At 48.3% G+C, this 17,062-nt stretch carries 16 protein-coding genes; 6 read left to right on the top strand and 10 right to left on the bottom strand.

Annotated features, from left to right (window positions below; translation table 11 throughout):
- Position 1 precedes the first annotated feature (1 nt).
- The 3 genes from ACCI51_RS02765 to ACCI51_RS02755 are packed head-to-tail and all read left to right on the top strand — an operon-like array spanning position 2 to position 5,113.
- Positions 2 to 1,192, top strand: coding sequence for a BatA domain-containing protein (locus ACCI51_RS02765; RefSeq protein ID WP_371842508.1), 1,191 nt, complete (start codon positions 2 to 4; stop codon positions 1,190 to 1,192).
- Positions 1,185 to 3,419 (top strand): hypothetical protein, encoded by a 2,235-nt coding sequence (locus ACCI51_RS02760; protein ID WP_371842507.1) that lies wholly within the window; start codon positions 1,185 to 1,187, stop codon positions 3,417 to 3,419. The genes ACCI51_RS02765 and ACCI51_RS02760 overlap by 8 nt, the downstream gene beginning before the upstream one ends.
- Positions 3,419 to 5,113 (top strand): hypothetical protein, encoded by a 1,695-nt coding sequence (locus ACCI51_RS02755; RefSeq protein WP_371842506.1) that lies wholly within the window; start codon positions 3,419 to 3,421, stop codon positions 5,111 to 5,113. The genes ACCI51_RS02760 and ACCI51_RS02755 overlap by 1 nt, the downstream gene beginning before the upstream one ends.
- On the opposite strand, the gene ACCI51_RS02750 is transcribed toward ACCI51_RS02755, so the two are convergent.
- Positions 5,105 to 5,665 (bottom strand): lipocalin family protein, encoded by a 561-nt coding sequence (locus ACCI51_RS02750; protein ID WP_299584877.1) that lies wholly within the window; start codon positions 5,663 to 5,665, stop codon positions 5,105 to 5,107. The two genes, ACCI51_RS02755 and ACCI51_RS02750, sit on opposite strands and share 9 nt — an antisense overlap.
- A 183-nt stretch (positions 5,666 to 5,848) precedes the next feature.
- The gene (locus tag ACCI51_RS02745; RefSeq protein ID WP_299584878.1) at positions 5,849 to 6,625 is read right to left on the bottom strand and encodes a ferredoxin--NADP reductase; all 777 of its coding nucleotides are present in this window, start codon (positions 6,623 to 6,625) and stop codon (positions 5,849 to 5,851) included.
- A 124-nt stretch (positions 6,626 to 6,749) separates the two neighbouring features.
- On the opposite strand from ACCI51_RS02745, the gene ACCI51_RS02740 reads away from it, so the two are divergent.
- From ACCI51_RS02740 to ACCI51_RS02730, 3 genes are all read left to right on the top strand, one after another.
- A complete protein-coding gene (locus ACCI51_RS02740; protein WP_299584879.1) occupies positions 6,750 to 7,631 on the top strand; it encodes a LysR family transcriptional regulator in 882 nt (293 codons plus the stop codon).
- Positions 7,632 to 7,904: 273 nt separating this feature from the next.
- Entirely contained in the window at positions 7,905 to 8,339 is a 435-nt protein-coding gene (locus ACCI51_RS02735; RefSeq protein WP_299584880.1) for a hypothetical protein, read from the top strand.
- Between the two features lie 88 nt (positions 8,340 to 8,427).
- Positions 8,428 to 8,826: a hypothetical protein gene (locus tag ACCI51_RS02730; RefSeq protein WP_299584881.1), complete on the top strand. Its 399-nt coding sequence runs from the start codon at positions 8,428 to 8,430 to the stop codon at positions 8,824 to 8,826.
- 62 nt (positions 8,827 to 8,888) lie between these two features.
- On the opposite strand, the gene ACCI51_RS02725 is transcribed toward ACCI51_RS02730, so the two are convergent.
- Genes ACCI51_RS02725 through ACCI51_RS02690 form a run of 8 tightly spaced genes read right to left on the bottom strand, consistent with a single transcriptional unit; the run spans position 8,889 to position 17,062 of the window.
- Positions 8,889 to 9,422 (bottom strand): acyloxyacyl hydrolase, encoded by a 534-nt coding sequence (locus ACCI51_RS02725; protein WP_299584883.1) that lies wholly within the window; start codon positions 9,420 to 9,422, stop codon positions 8,889 to 8,891.
- Between the two features lie 36 nt (positions 9,423 to 9,458).
- Positions 9,459 to 10,685, bottom strand: coding sequence for a beta-ketoacyl-ACP synthase (locus tag ACCI51_RS02720; RefSeq protein ID WP_299584884.1), 1,227 nt, complete (start codon positions 10,683 to 10,685; stop codon positions 9,459 to 9,461).
- Positions 10,685 to 11,413: a 3-oxoacyl-ACP reductase FabG gene (gene fabG / locus ACCI51_RS02715; RefSeq protein ID WP_299584886.1), complete on the bottom strand. Its 729-nt coding sequence runs from the start codon at positions 11,411 to 11,413 to the stop codon at positions 10,685 to 10,687. Before fabG ends, ACCI51_RS02720 begins: the two co-directional genes overlap by 1 nt.
- Positions 11,414 to 11,860, bottom strand: coding sequence for an ApeP family dehydratase (locus tag ACCI51_RS02710; protein ID WP_371842505.1), 447 nt, complete (start codon positions 11,858 to 11,860; stop codon positions 11,414 to 11,416).
- A gap of 5 nt (positions 11,861 to 11,865) precedes the next feature.
- Positions 11,866 to 13,026 carry a beta-ketoacyl-[acyl-carrier-protein] synthase family protein gene (locus tag ACCI51_RS02705; protein ID WP_299584890.1) on the bottom strand — a complete coding sequence of 387 codons (1,161 nt, stop codon included), beginning with the start codon at positions 13,024 to 13,026 and terminating at the stop codon, positions 11,866 to 11,868.
- Positions 13,027 to 13,028: 2 nt separating this feature from the next.
- A complete protein-coding gene (locus ACCI51_RS02700; RefSeq protein WP_299584892.1) occupies positions 13,029 to 13,529 on the bottom strand; it encodes a DUF3261 domain-containing protein in 501 nt (166 codons plus the stop codon).
- A 35-nt stretch (positions 13,530 to 13,564) separates the two neighbouring features.
- Positions 13,565 to 14,794 carry an NAD(P)/FAD-dependent oxidoreductase gene (locus ACCI51_RS02695; RefSeq protein ID WP_371842504.1) on the bottom strand — a complete coding sequence of 410 codons (1,230 nt, stop codon included), beginning with the start codon at positions 14,792 to 14,794 and terminating at the stop codon, positions 13,565 to 13,567.
- A 3-nt stretch (positions 14,795 to 14,797) separates the two neighbouring features.
- Positions 14,798 to 17,062 carry an MMPL family transporter gene (locus ACCI51_RS02690; protein ID WP_371842503.1) on the bottom strand — a complete coding sequence of 755 codons (2,265 nt, stop codon included), beginning with the start codon at positions 17,060 to 17,062 and terminating at the stop codon, positions 14,798 to 14,800.

Genomic DNA, 17,062 nt, shown 5'->3' with positions numbered 1-17,062 from the left:
GATGTTGTGGATAAATAGTGTTTTTCAATCTCCACAGTGGTTGTGGCTTTTTGCCGCCCTGGCGCTTCCCATTGCCATTCATTTGCTGCGCCGAAGTAATCCACAGAAAATTTCCTTTGCTGCGCTGCAGTGGGTACAAAGATATTCACAGAGTCGCGCGCGCCGGCCGATTGTGGATAACAAATGGTTGCTGTTATTGCGCCTGCTCATTGTCGCGTTACTGGCATTTTTACTGGCTCAGCCACTGATAGAGCGGGATATTTATCCCCAGAAGGCAGTGATACTGGTAGACCCCCGGATTGAGGCAAAAGCGGCGAATGCATTTATCCACAACGCCCTGCCACAACTTGCTAGTGCCGATGCCAACATCCTGTGGTTATCCCCAGAAACACATTTTGTAACCTCACCGCCACCACAAAATGTCGACCTGTGGAAAACTCTGTCATTATTGTCTGGTCGCGCTGATTTACGTCGGGCCCATATCCTGTTGATAAATAATACATTCCCCACATCCCACAGCGCACTCCGCACCAGTCCCCACTGGCAGTGGCACAGCCTCAAAAAGCCCGTCACTGCACAGAACCCGGTATTACCGAGTATCGCAGTCATGGGCAGTGCGCCCAGTTGGTGGACACCGGTATTGGAAGACTGGCGCAACACCATGCCGGGGTTATCCGTACACATTGTTGAGCAGGAAGAAGCGCTAAATACTCAGCAAGCAGACTGGCTGATTTACGCAGGCCCCGCGCCCCTGCCCCAGGCAGTGGTGGATTTTGTTGCCGACGGTGGCTTGTTGATCACCGACCATAGTATTCAGCCCCCTGATCACCTGAGCTTCGCTAGGGTAGATAAAAGCCCCTCTGTGCAGGCGGCTCCCCTAGAGAGGGGAAGCTGGCTTCGCTACGAAAGCGATTGGCACAGCGCAGCATTTTATCGCGGTGCAAATCTGCCTAAAGACTTATGGCAACAGTGGTCGACGCAGGACTGGCCACTGCAACACCGCAACCGCGGGCTGTGGTCCGGCACAAGTGCTATGGGTTTCCCTGTGGCAGACAGTGCTGTGGAAAACCGCCGACGCCAACCGTTGCAACCCTGGCTGATCACCGCTCTGCTGGTACTGCTGACCCTTGAGCGCCTGATTGCCCTGTCGCGATCTCCACGCAGCAGAACTGGGGAGGTGCACCATGGATAGGGGCCAGCAAACCATCAACGCCATGCGCAGGCGCTGGCAACTGACTGCCCTGCGGCCTTACCTCTGGCTGGGCACAGGTCTCAGCCTGCTGGCCGGATTGGGCATTTTCGTACTCGATTGGCCACAGTGGCTGTTACCTGCCTGGCTTGGGATTATTGTGCTGGCGCTGCTGCTGGATCGCCGCTGGCGCCCCTGCGGGGACAGCCTGTGTCGGCAGCTGGATCGGCAATATCCACGGCTGCAAGACAGCAGCCAGCTGCTCAGGCAACGAGAATCCGAGCTCAGCCCTGTACAAAAACTACAGCGGGCGCGTATCGATAAAGAGCTGCGACAATTACTGCAACACCGAGATAAAACGCGCTTCGGTCCACCCCGTCTGCGCAGTTCCCTGGCACACGCCTTTGGTGCCTGCCTGGGTCTTTTACTGTTGGTCCTCAGCGATACTTTTTTCACTGAGGGCAACATTAACAGCTCTCGACAAAACCCCGTTATTGCCGCAACGGAGAAGCTCGCCATAACGCGAGCAGAAAGCCATATTCAACCCCCCGCCTACACCGGCCTTGCCGGCTACCAACAGACCCTACAAGTCGATGCCCCAGAGCAAGCCCAGGTTCACTGGTCTATTGAATTTAATAGGCCGGTAGACGGCCTGACAATGCTGGCCGAAACGCACAACTTTGCCTTTAGCCCGGAGGGGAATATCCCCAGCAAAAAATGGCAGTTACAGCGCACTCTCGATAAGGCAGATTTTTACCAGCTCTCCGTACAAGTCGCGGATACCCTCGAGCTCTTGCCGGAAATTCACAATATCCGTGTGCAAAAAGACAGGGCTCCGGAGTTTGCCTTTACCGCACCGAGCCTGCGTATAGATACGATTTCTGAGAGTAGCAAAAGTATTCCAGTGAAAGTGACGATTAATGATGATTACCAGGTAAGCTCGGCAGACTTACTGGTAACTCTCGCCAGCGGCACCGGGGAGAATTTGCGCTTTCGCGAGGAGCGCATTGCGCTCGCCAGCTTGCCCTCATCCACCTTAACAACAGACCCCTCAACCACTCCGCCCACAACAGACGGCAAAGAAGTTCACTACGATTTCATCCTGCCCATCGACCGTTTTTCCATGGAGGCCGGTGATGAACTCTACTGGTACCTGGAGGCCAGGGATAACCGTGAGCCCAACGCCAATACAGCCAAGAGCCAACACTTTATTCTGCGCTGGCCGCAGGAAGAAATTTTCGGCCTGAGTGACAGCGAGGGTATGGCCATCAAAGTATTGCCGGAGTATTTCCGCAGCCAGCGCCAGCTGATTATTGATACCCAAGCCCTGCTGGTCGAACGCGAGCAATTGGAGCCAGGGGAATTTCGCAAGCGCTCCGAAGGCCTCGCCTATGAGCAGAACCTGCTGCGCATGCGCTACGGACGCTTCCTCGGTGAGGAGGACTCCGAAGCAGAACACCTTGAGGGTGAGGACGAGCAACACTCTGCAGCTGAACACAGCGATACTCGCCACCATTCAGAGCAGAATAAGCACGAGGCACACAGCGAGGAAATTGCCACCCCCTTTGCTCAGCGCGATTCCCACTTCGAGCAGGCAGCACGCATAGCCGCTTCCGCTGGGCACCTGCACGACAGCTCGGAGCATGCCACCCTGTTCGACCCGCAAACCAAGGAGCTGCTGCGCAATGCGCTGAATGCCATGTGGCGTTCCTGGCGCGACCTGTCGGTGATCGAACCCCAGGCCTCCCTACCCCACCAACACCGGGCCCTACGCTTTATCAAGGAAGTGCAGCAGGCCTCGCGTATTTACTTGCAGAGAGTTGGCTTCGAGGCACCGCCTTTAGACGAGGGCCGCCGCCTCAGTGGTGAACGGGAAGCCGTGGCCCCGGAAACCGTGAGTATTGAATTTGAGCAGGCGCAAAGAGCACAGGTGCTCGCGCTGATGGAGCAGGTACACACTGGTGCCAAGCTCGACACCAATCAGGTGAGACAGATAAACAAGCTCGCCACAACACAGGCAGCAGATCTCGGATTAGAGCTTTCAAAACAACTGCGTCTCTACCAGCAAGAGCAAGCCCAACATCCTGAGTGTAGCGACTGTGAACAATCCCTCAATCGGCTGCTCTATCAGCTGCTGCCCACACCCGTAGCCACGCCTTCACTGCCTTTGCAAATTGAAGAAAATAATCATTTCAGCCGTTGGCTGCGCGGGCAAGGAGAGAGCCTGTAGTGATGGAATTAGTGATACCCGGCCTGTGCTTATTGGCCTGTGCCGCTTCCATTTTTCTAATGTGGCGACGCCGCCACGCCAAAGCGCTCGACTACGGTCTGCAGCTGACCATCTGGCTCAGTGCCTGGATACTCTGGCAATCGCCGGCAATCGTTCCAGCCGAGCGCCATATCTCTCTCGATAGCAAAGAGTTGGCGAGCGCACTACCTGTAACTCTTACCGGGGTGGAAAATATCTCCCTCGATGGAATCCCACTCAGCCGCGATGCCTTGCGAGACCTGTCTCCGATGCGCCTGGAACTGTCGGATAACCAGGTTCCCAATGCGGGCTGGGAATTCGACTGGCCGCAAGCAATTACCCTGGGTGATCCTCTGCGATTACAGATTCACAGCGATCAACCATTAGCGGAAAACTTCCGGCTCAGCCTGTTAAATCCCTTCGGCGATATCGAGGAAAGCCTTGAGCTGAAAGCGGGGGAGAGAGTGCAGGCACAACTCAGTGTCACCCCGAAACGTGCTGGCCCCCAGCTCTACCGCGTGCGGATTGAAAGCACTCTCAGTGGCAATCGTTCCGAACCACTGCCAACCCTGGTGCAGGAACCGCGCCAACCCAAGGTGTTAGTGTGGCTTGCACGCCCCTCTTTCGAAACAGCTGCCCTATCCCGCTGGTTGCGCCAGTCCGGCGTAGCGGCACAGGTGATGACCCAGTTGGCACCTGAAATTATAAGAAAGGAGACGCTCAACGGACTGCCAGTTACCGAGCCCGAAGATCTACTTGCCGAGGTGAGCCCCTTCGATTTAGTGATTCTCGATAGCGATTTGTGGCCACAACTTTCTCCCCAGCAGAAGCGTCAACTCCATTCTTTGGCCTCAAAAAAATCTCTCTTGTGGCTGGTGAGCAGCGATCTCTCTGAAGACTATATCCAATACACTGCCACCCAATCCATGCCACTGCAAAGAGTGGGAAATACCGAACCGGATGTAAAAAGCTCGGCCAGCTTTAGCTATCAAAAAACCGGCAACCCAGCCATTCCCTCCTTGCGAACTCCCAGCTTAAAAGTAGCATCGCTGAGCCGCGACGATTTCTTACTGGGCGACCGAGAAGCCCCTCTTTTCTGGGGGCGCTCGAGCGAAGAGCAGCACCTTGGATTTATCCTGTTTAACGACAGCCACCGCTGGCTAACCGGTGGTTTCGCCACAGAATTCGCAAGCCTCTGGAAATCTATTATCGATTACCAACTCAAGCACCTGGGAACACAGCAGGCCATTACCCTTTCCAGTAAATTACCGCGCACGCAGGAGCGTATCACCTTATGCAGCCCACTGTTTTCCGACAGCAGCCCAAATCTGTTGGATACTCGGAATAGGACTCAGCCCATAACCGGCGTCTCTGCAGGTACCAACGCCCAAGGCCCGTGCTACAGTTTCTGGCCGCGCCGTACTGGCTGGCACCAGCTAAAAACGAAAAATGCGAGAGAGCCCGCATTGGATTTTTATATCTTCGCCAAAGAAGACTGGGCCCTCTGGCAACAGTCTCTAAGCGCTGCTGAAACCCTACAGATGACCACCGCACGTCTGGGGCCTATCGATAATGCCCAATCAAGCAAGTTACCAATCGGGCGCCAATGGCCCGCCCTAATTCTGCTGTTACTGGTGTGCTTAAGCTGGTGGCGGGAGCGCACCTTATTACGTTGAGGGTTGCACTGAAGGTTTATTCCCCGGCTGGGCTTCCTGTGCGGGGAAGATCAGCTGGTCTACAGGGAATCCCATCGCCTTGGCTTTTTGTAGAAATTCATCCAAAACTGGCTTGGGCATCGTAGGCGTGCGGGACAATATCCACAGGTAGGATTTATCGTAGCCAGATACCATCGAATATTTATAGTCATCCGACAATGCGATGACGATATAGGATGAATAAAAAGGCCCGAGGAAAGAGACTTTTAAGTGCGCCACATCCTCAGCCCCGACAAATTTTGCCCTCCCCTCCGCCATTTGCCAGGCATCGCGCCCTTTCGAATAACCGGTATTGACGACCGCCACAGAGCCATCGGGGTTGAGGCTATAATCCGCCGTCACCAGGGTGAGGCCCCGTTCAAAGGAGTGGTCCAAACGGGCGATCTCATACCAATGACCTAAGTAGCGCTGCAGCTGAAAATTCTGCACCGGCTCAACCCCTTCCGGTACTCGGGTGCAGGCGCTTAGCAACATAAGTGGAAATAACAGCAAACACATGGAAAGCAGCTTCACTGGCGTCGTCTCCCTTGGGGTAATTCCAATTGGAAAGCTACCCATTGTACAGCCCGAAATTAACCGGGATACAGCGACCTCTCCCCCAAGATCAGGATAGTTTCCGGCCAGTACTTTTCCCCCATAAAAAAACCACCGAAAAGGTGGTTTTTTACAGATCGCAGTTTAGCTATCGGTTCACACTTACTTTTCTACGAAAGCGCGCTCGATCACATACTCGTGAGGCACACCCGCGCGGGTTTCCTTGAACCCCCAGTCATCGAGGATATTCGTGAGGTCTTTCAGCATGGCCGGGCTGCCGCACAGCATAAAGCGGTCTTCCTCGACATTGGGCTTGGGCACACCCAAATCGGCAAAGAGTTTCCCCGACAGCATCAGGTCGGTCAGACGGCCCGTATTGCGGTAGGCCTCACGGGTCACTGTCGGGTAGTAGAGCAACTGTTCACTGACCATTTCGCCGAAGTACTCGTGCTCGGGCAGTTCGTGCTCGATATGCGCCTGATAAGCGAGCTCGGACACATAGCGGACACCATGAGTCAGAATCACTTGGTCAAAGCGCTCGTAGACGGTAGGGTCTTTGATAATGCTCATGAAAGGCGCCAGCCCGGTGCCAGTAGAGAGCAGCCACAGGCGCTTACCCGGCAACAGATGATCCGCAACCAGAGTGCCGGTGGGCTTGCGGCTAACATAGATCTCATCACCCGGCTTGATCTTCTGTAACTGCGAGGTCAAAGGGCCATCGGGTACCTTGATGCTGAAGAATTCCAGCTCATCCTCGTAGTTGGCACTGGCAATGGAATAGGCGCGCAGCAGCGGACGGCCATTGTCCTGCTGCAGACCGATCATCGTAAAATGTCCATTCTCAAAGCGAAAGCCCGAATCCCGGGTGGTCTTGAAGCTGAACAGCGTGTCATTCCAGTGATGGACATCCAACACCTTCTCTATATTCAATTTGGACATAAACTTAGAACCGGTTATTCCGCAAGTCTCTTGATAGTTGAATTTTAGCCCTGGAAGATCTATTGGCAAAGTGGGATATTTCGATATTCCTTATCTATTTTAACGATCAACTGGAGATATCCCCTTGCGCTATACCCTGCGCCAGCTGGAAGTGTTCCTCGCCTGTGCCCATCACGAGAATGTGAGCCGCGCTGCGGAGAGCCTGAGTATGTCGCAGTCCGCCGCCTCCGCCGCCCTCAAGGAGTTCGAGCAACAGTTTGAGCTGCGCCTGTTCGAGCGCACCGGCAAGCGCCTGCGCCTCAACGAATTGGGCCGGCAACTTTGGCCCAGGGCCGAACAGCTGCTGGAGCGCGCAGAGGAGCTAGAGCAGACACTCGCCAGCCACCTCGATCTGGGACGCCTGAAGATTGGCGCCACCCTGACCATTGGCAACTACCTGGCGGCCAGTGTGATGGCCCGCTATATGGAAGAGCAGCCCGGCACGCGCGTAGAGCTGGAGGTTGCCAACACCTCCGCGATCACCGAACGGGTGCTCAACTTTGAATTGGATCTGGGACTGATCGAAGGGGAATTCAATCACCCCGACCTGGAAATGATCCCCTGGCGCAGCGACGAACTCGTCGTATTCTGCGCGCCCGCACACCCCTTGGCCAAGCGCAAACGCCTAACTGATCACGACCTGCTCAAAGCCACCTGGATCACCCGGGAATCCGGCTCCGGCACCCGACAAACGTTTGAACGGGCAATGACTGGCTTACTGCCCAATCTGCATATTCTTTTAGAACTACAGCACACAGAAGCCATAAAACGGGCGGTTGAGACCGGCCTTGGAATCAGCTGTCTATCTAGAGTCTCACTAGCCGATGCTTTGAAAAGGGGCTCACTGATTGAATTGCCTGTCCCCCAAAGAGATTTCCATAGGGAGTTTTACTTTGCATTACACCGACAAAAATATCGCAGCACGGGAATTGAGCGGTGGATGGAGCTCTGTAATACAATTGGATAAATAGATATCATATGTATTAGAAAATCCCAACCTCTAGAATTGTATTGTAGGAAGTACGATGTATCTGAAATAAGTAAATCAGAGGCACCGAAAATTATAATTTATGAATCCCACTTCCGTGAAATTTATCATTGGCCACATTGAAATTAGCGATTAAATTCAATAATGTCGCTATTCCCGACCAAATTAATCTGGTAAATTACGCTAGAAATTTAAACCTGCCAGTCACGGATTTTTTATCAAATTTCCATCCTTTCTTTACTAAGAGGTTATATGAAGAATAGAGGAGTTACAGCTTTATTAATCGGTACTACCCTTAGTATCCCATTAACAGCCCTGGGAAACGAAGCGATTACCATAAATAATAAATCTGAGTATCATGATAAAAAAGTGATTGCACCCAACATAATTAATGAATACTCAAACCTAGGATATCAGTTTTCCAACTCCACCCGTAAGTTTCTTCATAAACATGGATTTTCTGTATTATCAAATCCAGAATTTACCCCTCTTTCTGAAGGTTATAATCTTAAATTGAGCATCCTAAATGCGCACAGCTCTGGAAATACATGGCTTGGTGGACACCGGAAATCCATTTCAATTGAAGCCGAGCTTTATCAAAATGGAAAACTAATCGATAGTTTTCAAAATGCCAGGAATTCTAGGGGGGAGTATTTTCAAAATTTCAAAGTTCTTGCAGCATCCTAGAGCGTTGCGTCCACACACTTGGTAATGACGTTGCCAAGTGGATGAATAAAAAACATGCAATTTAATCTCCGATTAATAAGGAATCATAATGAACACCTTTATCAAAGCCATCTCTTTAGCGACTTTTTCCATAATAATGACAGGTTGCACAAGTAACCCTGTTATGAATATTCAAGATAGGAATATTCCTGATCGACTAGATGGTTCAACCCAAACCCAGGGTTCAGTTAAAAAATCAATTATTGCTGGATGTATACAAAGAAATTGGACTTGTCGAGAAGTGGCCCCAGGAAAAATACACGCGTCAATAAATGTTCGCAAACATCACGCTGAAGCAGAAATTAATTACAATATAAGTAATTACAGTATCACCTACAAAGATAGTGACATGCTTGATTACAATGAAAAATATTACACTATTCACAGAAACTATAATCGCTGGGTTCGAAACTTAAATGATGCGATTATTAAACAGCTTTCAATTTAAAGAGCTGTATTTCCCCAGCAGTCTCAGCTACTGGGGAAATAGCTTATTGAATTTTAAAAACGTTAGATCCTTAAGCCAACATTAATAACGAATGGAATATCTATACCATCATTATCACTAAACAAATTCGCATTAGAAAAGTGCTTCCAAGAAACCATTAACACTAAGTCTTCCTTTCCTCTCCAGTTGATACGCGCAGCATATCCAACCTGTGCCTGAAAAGAAAAGTTATTATCCTGATAGCGATCCCCCAATTGATTACTGGATATATAACTGGGACCAAGTGCCCGCACAAAGAAATAAGGTTGCCCCCAGCTTTTTTTTCGAGGATATAGGCTCAATTGTGGGTAGATGGAAAATGCTTTAATACGTTTATTCTCATTTGCATCAGTAATTACTTCCGTGTAACTGACACCAAAATCAATATGCTGCCGATAACTCTTCTCATAGGTTTTAAAAGAATAGTCTATTCCATAGGTTTTATTATTTTGTTTCGAACCAGGTTGTGGTCCACCACCAACACTCAATAACAATTCATCAGCACCAACCGGCTGAGTAAGGAAAATTATCGAAACTAAAGCCAGTAACCACTTCATTTACTATCCCTAAATTAAAAATCTCTCATCGTATAATTAAACACGTCTTTTAAATATCAGAGAGGTATTGATTCCACCAAAAGCAAAGTTGTTACTCATCACATATTCAGTATCAATATTTTTTACGCTATCCTGAATATAATCCAAATCAGCGCAATCAGTATCCACTTCCGTCAAATTAATGGTGGGATGGAACCAACCACTGCGCATCATCTGGATACTCGCCCAGGCTTCTAAAGCGCCGCAAGCTCCCAGCGTATGGCCTGTATAACTCTTAAGTGAACTGATAGGCACGGCACGTCTAAACGCATTGCGGGTTGCATGGCTTTCCGCAATATCCCCCCGGTCCGTAGCAGTACCGTGCGCACTCACATAGCCAATTTCACCGGTATCAATTCCAGCTTGCGCTATGGCTTGCTCCAAGGCTATTTGCATAGTCGCCGACTGTGGTTGGGTAACATGACTACCATCGGAATTTGTTCCAAAGCCAACGACTTCAGCATAAACTCTGGCTCCACGTGCAATGGCATGCTCATATTCTTCCAAAATAAGCGTGCCCGCTCCTTCACCAATAACCAATCCATCCCGGTTTCGATCAAAGGGTCGCGGAGTAGCTTCGGGGAAATCGTTTTTTGTTGAGGTGGCATAAAGCGTGTCGAAAACTGCCGCCTCCGTTGCACACAATTCCTCTGCACCGCCGGCAACCATGATGGTTTGGCTACCATTACGAATCGCCTCGTAGGCATATCCAATTCCCTGACTTCCAGAAGTACAAGCGGAACTGGTGGTATAAACTCGGCCACACAGGCCAAAAAATACCCCGATATTAACCGCAGCAGTATGGGACATCATTTTTATATAGCTGGTCGCATTTAGGCCATCGGTGCGATGATTTATCAGCATATTGCCAAAATCGGCGATAGCAGAAGGAGTACCCGCAGATGATCCATAGGCCACCCCGACGGCACCACTCTTGAGAATCGGGTCATCTAACAGGCCTGCATCCTCAAGAGCTATTTCACTAGCCCGAACCGCCATCAGTGAAACTCGGCCCATGCTGCGAACACGCTTCCGATTGTAATGGCCCGGTTTTTCAAAATACTTTACCGGAGCGCCAAGACGGGTTTCAAGCCCCTCATACTTATCCCAGTCGTTCATATAAGAAATTCCGGAGAGACCGCCCACTAAAGCTTGACTAACCGATTCCCAACCCTGGCCGATAGGAGATATGCCGGCCATTCCTGTAACAACTACACGCTTCATTAGCAGAGACCACCATTTACAGAAATAACTTGACGGGTAATATAAGCAGCTCGCTCATGCATCAGAAATGCTACTGTTGATGCCACTTCTTCCGGTTTGCCCATTCGGCGAGCAGGTACCATTTTTAAAATTTCTTCAACCGGCAAGTCATCATCGAGCATATCCGTATCAATAAGCCCCGGGGCTACACAATTCACTGTGATTTTTCGCTTCGCCAGCTCCAATGCAAGTGCCTTGCTCGCTCCTATCAGTCCAGCTTTGGAGGCCGAGTAATTTACCTGGCCGCGATTTCCTGCGATTCCGGATACCGAGGTCATCACAACAATACGACCAGGTGCACGGCGTCGAACCATCGGCATCGTCAGGGGATGTAATACATTGTAAAAACCATCCAGATTGGTGTGTACAACAGAATCCCAATCTTCGGCAGGCATAGCAGGGAAAGCATTATCAGCCGTTACACCTGCATTGCACACAATCCCATAATAACAGCCGTGAGATTCAACATCTTCCAGCAAGATATTTTTGGCCCGCTTCCGGTCGGAAATATCAAACTGGAGAATTCTGCTGTTGCGCCCTAACTTAGCGATTTCATCTGCAGTCTCTTCCGCTTGATCGCGTCGACTGCGGCAATGTAAAACAATATCGTACCCATCTTCAGCCAGCTGAAGTGCAATTGCCCGGCCAATACCACGGCTTGATCCGGTAACTAAAATCCACTCTGACATTTAGTTTTTTACCCTCAAATATTGTTCTACGTTGTCCGGTTGATAAACATTCAACCGCGCACTTTGCTCTATAGAGGAACCTATTATGGAGCATTCAAATGTTGCCATACCATTTTCAGCTTGTAACAGGCGTGAGACTTCAATCGTCAGCTCTTCGCCACAGCGATAACTCTCTACATTAGATAAAAATTTACGGGTACCCAATAAAAAACCCAGGCGAACTTCTTCACCTCGCTCTTTGGCGTGGTAGCCGGAAAATGCGGCTATTGACTGGGCCATATACTCGATGCCCACATAGGCGGGAACACGGCCATTGCGGGAGAAAATTCCATCGTCGCGAACCCGCAATTTAGCCTTTAGCTGTTCCTCACCGACAGAAATTACTTCATCGAGAAGCGACATCCTTCCACTGTGTGGGACCAGCTCTTCAGCGGTATACTTATGCATCTATCTCACCTCTGGCTGCCCAGAATTACCGAGCAGTTACTCCCACCAAAAGCAAAAGAATTACTCATTACATAGCGTAATTTATTAGGGCTTTTAGTATTCTGAATTAAATTTAACCGCATAATTTCCGGATCATAGTGCCCATCATATTTATGCGGGGGAAGCTGATCATATTGTAGTGCGAGCCAACAAAACACAGCCTCCAGAGCACCAGCAGCACCCAACGTATGCCCAGTTAAGGGTTTCGTAGAAGAACAGGGCAGCTCTTTACCAAACACCCTATCAACTGCCAGAGCCTCCATCGAATCGTTGTGCCGTGTACCCGTTCCATGAAGATTCAGGTAATCGATATCAGCGGTATCTAAACCAGCATTCTCTAGTGCCCCACGCATACAGGCTTCAGCACCGCTCCCTTGTGGGTCCGGTGCCGACATATGATGTGCATCGGAGGTGGCGGCAACACCGGATAAAACTACAGGGCCAGGCTCTTTGCTCATCACAAAAACCACGCCAGCTTCCCCAAGATTAATACCATCTCGATTAACACTAAAGGGATTGGATTGGCCGGCGCTGAGTGCTCCCAGACTGTGGAAACCCCGGATTGTCATACCACAGAGTGAATCCACACCACCAACTACGACGGCATCACAGATATCAGTAGAAAGAAGCCGTCGGGCACTAGCCAGTGCATTGGCACTGGATGAACACGCGGTGGAGACCGTGAGTTGTACCCCTTGAATTCCTAGGTACTTCGCAACAAAACCACTTAAGCCTGCCATTTGTTGCTGAAGCCGGTAATTGTACCCCCTGTCTTTATGACCTCTAAGGTAAGACTCACCAGAATCGATCCCGGAAGTTGATGTTCCCATCACCACCCCGATCCGACTTGCACCATATCTTTTTTTCAAATCACTGATGTCTGCTTCAATTTGAGCGAGTGCGACCATGGCCAGCTGGTTATTTCGGCAGTGATAAAATTGCAGTGAATCCGGTAGATCTGGCAGATCAGCCTGTACAATACCCAAGTTACCCCGGTATTTTGGTAGCTGGATCTCGTTCGGCTGCATACCTGAACTATCACCGGTAAATAAAGATTTTGCTACCGACTCAACAGTATCTCCTAGAGTACATAGGATACCCATATGATTAAGATAGAAATTTGTCATACTTAGAAATTCCTAATACTTAACCTGTAACCAAATTGCTTATGTTCCAGCTCAATTTGGGCCTCCCAAATATCTTTACTACTGTAGCGCACCTCTGAACTCACTTCGCCATTTTGAGAAAGCCGACGAGTATAAACTTCCCCTACCATGGATTCCTCCAACTCCCAGTCAATAGGCAACTGTTCACGCAGCTGGGTAATCGGCCAGTAGACAAACTGAATGTCTGCGAGCAATTTTTCTGGCGGCAGATTGGCGGCTTTATCAATGTAATAGCGGGTACTGACCTCATTACCATCATAGGCAACATCCAATAAGCTAATGCCTTCTGGACTTAGCAGAGAGATCTTTAGACTCTCGGCAGAAAGCAGGGAAGCTGCTATCACCTCATATTCAGTATTTTGATAGTTAATGCGCAGGTGCTGATTCAGCTGGCGCGGACTTTCAGCTAACAAAGAGGCCAAAGGCCTACTTTTTGGCTCAACTTTTTCCAATTGGGGGGACATACACCCCACTTGGGCAAGAAAGCTAAAAAAAAGTATTATCCAGCGGTACATATTTCTACCAGTGTATTTAGCCTTCGCTCAGCAGCTGCAACAAACGGATTTTTTTTGTCCCATGCATAGCCAGCTAAGATTGAGCAAATCATGCTCTTTATTTCTTTCTGATCAGTCTGGTAAAAAATCACATCCTGAAAACGGCCGTCATACCAGGCCTTTACGTAAGTTTTAAAAACTTCCACACCGAGTTTCAAAGGCTCAACAAACTCTTTATCCCAATCAACCGTCTCACCAGAGAGCTGTCGATGCAGACATTCAGTAGCCAGCTCTGAGGATTTCATTGCAATGGTAACGCCCGATGAAAATACCGGATCCAGGAACTCTCCAGCATTTCCTAAAAGAGCAAAGCCTGGACCGGCCAGCTTAGTAACATCGCTTGAATATCCACGAATACGTTGAATGTTGGTATCAAATTTTGCATTACATAAAGTTTTTTCTAATGCCGGCGCAGAAGCAATGGCGCCTTTCAAGACCTGTTCCGGCTCCTCTCCCCAAACCGCGATCTTTTCTTTCTCACCTACAACACCTATAGAAGCTCGGCCATCGGTAAAAGGAATCAACCAGTACCAAATATCTCGCTCGCTAGGATGCACCGTGATAAGGATTTTATCCCGATCAAAATTACTATCGACGATATTGTCTTCAACATGTGTAAACACTGACTCCCGTAAAGGGAATTCAGAAGGGCGATTAAGGTCAAGTAATCTGGGAAGGACTCTTCCAAAACCACTCGCATCCAATACAAAACGAGCATGGAAGGCTAGGTTTTCACCCTTGTGTTCTACAATCAATTTTACATCATTTTCACTAAGATCAGCTGACACAATAGAATGGCGATAGTAAACCTTTACGCCTTGTCGCTCGGCTTCATCGGCCAGAATTTTGTCAAACTTTGCCCGCGGTACCTGGAAAGCAGTACCACACCCTGGAGTAAATTTCTCACGAAAATCAAATGCAGTGCGAGCACCATCCCATTCAAACGCAGCGCCATTTTTAAATTGGAAACCTGCAGATTTTACGGCTTCCAGCATATCTGCTTTCTCTAGAGATTCCATACATTGTGCCAGTAGGCTCTCGCCGATAGAGAAGCGGGGAAATTCCTCTCGCTCAACAATTGAAACTCTCCAACCTTTTTTAGCCAACAATGCACCAGCGACTGCTCCGGCAGGTCCAGCACCAATAATGACAACATCTGATTTGACTTCCTTCATTGGCTAATACCCTTTACCCCGTGTACAAAAAAATAAAAATGCCAACAATAAAGTTAATATTGTACCTACAGCCAAAACTAACCCAAAATTTGCAATGGCCGGTGTGGCCGATAACGCTAGTAGCCCAAAACCTAGAAGGGTTGTTAGCCCTGCCATAGCAATGGCTATCAAAGTATAATGTTGCTCTTCTTTCTGGCTTGTATGGCTGAATATCGCATAATCAATGCCTATACCAAATACAAGTAAAAGGGCAGCAACATGAAATAAATTGATAGCTGCCCCCTGTAAAATAATTATTGCTAGAGTGCCCAACACTGCACCGGAAGGAAGTGCAACAATACTAACTGCCCGTTTTATTCCTACTTTTATCAAAGTCACAAAAAAAACAACAATAAATATCAATGGCAACAACTGTAATAACTGGTCACGCTGTTGCGCCATAATTTTAGAAAAACGTTTGCTCGTATCAACATAGATAACGCCAGGCATTAATTCCAGTTTCGATATATCTTTCTTTATACCGTAAACACGAACTACAGAGTAACAGTTGTTATTTTCACAACCTAACCATAGTCCCCGGTACTGTCGCCCGGCGACAGATAACCAGTCGGAGAATTTCAGAGTATAAAATGGTTGATTTTTTGAAGCCAGCAACTGATCTATTTCCTTTGCTGAATAGCCTAGTTGCTGATAAAAAGATCGGGCGAGCTCTCCCGCATAAAAATTTGATAATAGATTCCAGTCAGACATCTGAACTTCTTTTGGAGGTACTCTGTTGGTTACGCCTTGGAAGCCACTTATAGACTGGCGCTCTACCAAATTAATCAGTTTACTTCGCAAGTGCCATTCACGAGTAAGCACCTGTTGTTCGTCTTCTCCAAAAACTAGGAAGTAGCGTGAGTCGGGTCGTGATTTTATCAACGCATTGAGCTGTTTTTCATCTTGCTCAAGAAATTCAGGTGGTTGGTAAAAAAGTTTCAGATCATCGTTAAATTGTATCTTCAGGAGGGCTGTAGCTCCCAAAAGAAACAATCCCACCAATAAAATAAAATAATACCTGATATCAATATTTGGTAGTCGAGTAAAATAAGATAAAGCTCTAGGAGTTACTCTTATCCATTGAGGAAAGAGTAGGATTACGGTCAACCAAGCACCGATCAATCCACAACCAACAAAAACACCTATCTGTTGTAGTAGTGGAAAAGGGGTTAACGCAAGTGAGAAAAAAGCCAAACAACTTGATATTAGACCTAATAAAAGGCCTGGCATTATATCCTTATCTTTTGGTTTCCCTGCCCTTAACCTATTACAGATAAAGTGAAAGGCATAGTCGATTGCCAGCCCAGAAACCGTTGTGCCAAATACAAAAGCCAGTATATGAATCTGTCCAAGAATTATAATAGCGCCAGAGACTCCACTGACTACACCACAGAAAATTGCAAATGATGATGCAATAAGGGGTTTTAGTGATCGGAATACCAAAATACACAAAAGGCAGATGGCAACAACTGAAAGTGAACCAATCAGGCGTATTTCCTTCTGTGCTAAAGCTGCGGCATATTCCGTGTGTAAGGGAGCTCCGGCTACAAACAATGAATATCCATTTTGTTTTGCCCAAAGTTTTAATTCTTGCTGTAAAGAATGAAGTGAAGTCTCGCTATTCCCTGCCAAATTCACCGGAGCAGCAACAGCATACAGCAAGGTAAAAGCTCGTTTTTCCTCTGTATGAACTGGAATACCATCAAAAACTTGCGGAGTAACCTCTAAATCAGACGTAAAATAATTGCTAAAGGTTGAAAAAGGATCATTCGTCAGATTTATACCCGCACCATCAGGGCCGTATAACCGACTCAACTGGCGCTGTAGGATTTCTTCTGGCCAATGGTATAAAAGCTTCCTATCACCGGGACTGAGCAGCTGCTGACGCAGAGGAAAAAGCAGTTCCCACTCTTCTTTATACTTGTCAGAATTCGCCCAGCGGTATTCAACTGAAACCAAGGCTTTACTGGCACTTAGTTTATTTGCCAGTTCTTGGGTGTATCTGGCAAGACTTTGTTCTTTACTCTTATCGGAAACCAAAATCCAAATTATGCTGCTTTGTAATTGCTGGCTGACTTTCTTTTGAATATTCGCACTACTCACCGAATCGCTGCCACTTTCAGCTAACAGTAAAATATCTGTTTGAAGCCAGCCTGGCTGATAGCGCAATACGGTAAGAACCATAAGTGCACTAACAAAGAAAAACCAAATAGTTACTCTAAGTGACAT

The sequence above is a fragment of the Microbulbifer echini genome, assembly GCF_041447225.1.
GTDB lineage: Bacteria > Pseudomonadota > Gammaproteobacteria > Pseudomonadales > Cellvibrionaceae > Microbulbifer > Microbulbifer echini.
The sequence above is the reverse complement of the archived record's forward strand: the minus strand, read 5'-3'. Positions and strand labels throughout refer to the sequence as shown.

Excerpts from the sequence above, each read along its gene's own strand:
- ACCI51_RS02765 (WP_371842508.1), top strand. The coding sequence starts at position 2 with ATGTTGTGGATAAATAGTGTTTTTCAATCTCCACAGTGGTTGTGGCTT.
- ACCI51_RS02760 (WP_371842507.1), top strand. The coding sequence starts at position 1,185 with ATGGATAGGGGCCAGCAAACCATCAACGCCATGCGCAGGCGCTGGCAA.
- ACCI51_RS02745 (WP_299584878.1), bottom strand. The coding sequence starts at position 6,625 with ATGTCCAAATTGAATATAGAGAAGGTGTTGGATGTCCATCACTGGAAT.
- ACCI51_RS02735 (WP_299584880.1), top strand. The coding sequence starts at position 7,905 with ATGAAGAATAGAGGAGTTACAGCTTTATTAATCGGTACTACCCTTAGT.
- ACCI51_RS02730 (WP_299584881.1), top strand. The coding sequence starts at position 8,428 with ATGAACACCTTTATCAAAGCCATCTCTTTAGCGACTTTTTCCATAATA.
- ACCI51_RS02725 (WP_299584883.1), bottom strand. The coding sequence starts at position 9,422 with ATGAAGTGGTTACTGGCTTTAGTTTCGATAATTTTCCTTACTCAGCCG.
- ACCI51_RS02720 (WP_299584884.1), bottom strand. The coding sequence starts at position 10,685 with ATGAAGCGTGTAGTTGTTACAGGAATGGCCGGCATATCTCCTATCGGC.
- fabG (WP_299584886.1), bottom strand. The coding sequence starts at position 11,413 with ATGTCAGAGTGGATTTTAGTTACCGGATCAAGCCGTGGTATTGGCCGG.
- ACCI51_RS02710 (WP_371842505.1), bottom strand. The coding sequence starts at position 11,860 with ATGCATAAGTATACCGCTGAAGAGCTGGTCCCACACAGTGGAAGGATG.
- ACCI51_RS02705 (WP_299584890.1), bottom strand. The coding sequence starts at position 13,026 with ATGACAAATTTCTATCTTAATCATATGGGTATCCTATGTACTCTAGGA.
- ACCI51_RS02700 (WP_299584892.1), bottom strand. The coding sequence starts at position 13,529 with ATGTCCCCCCAATTGGAAAAAGTTGAGCCAAAAAGTAGGCCTTTGGCC.
- ACCI51_RS02695 (WP_371842504.1), bottom strand. The coding sequence starts at position 14,794 with ATGAAGGAAGTCAAATCAGATGTTGTCATTATTGGTGCTGGACCTGCC.
- ACCI51_RS02690 (WP_371842503.1), bottom strand. The coding sequence starts at position 17,062 with ATGTCACTTAGAGTAACTATTTGGTTTTTCTTTGTTAGTGCACTTATG.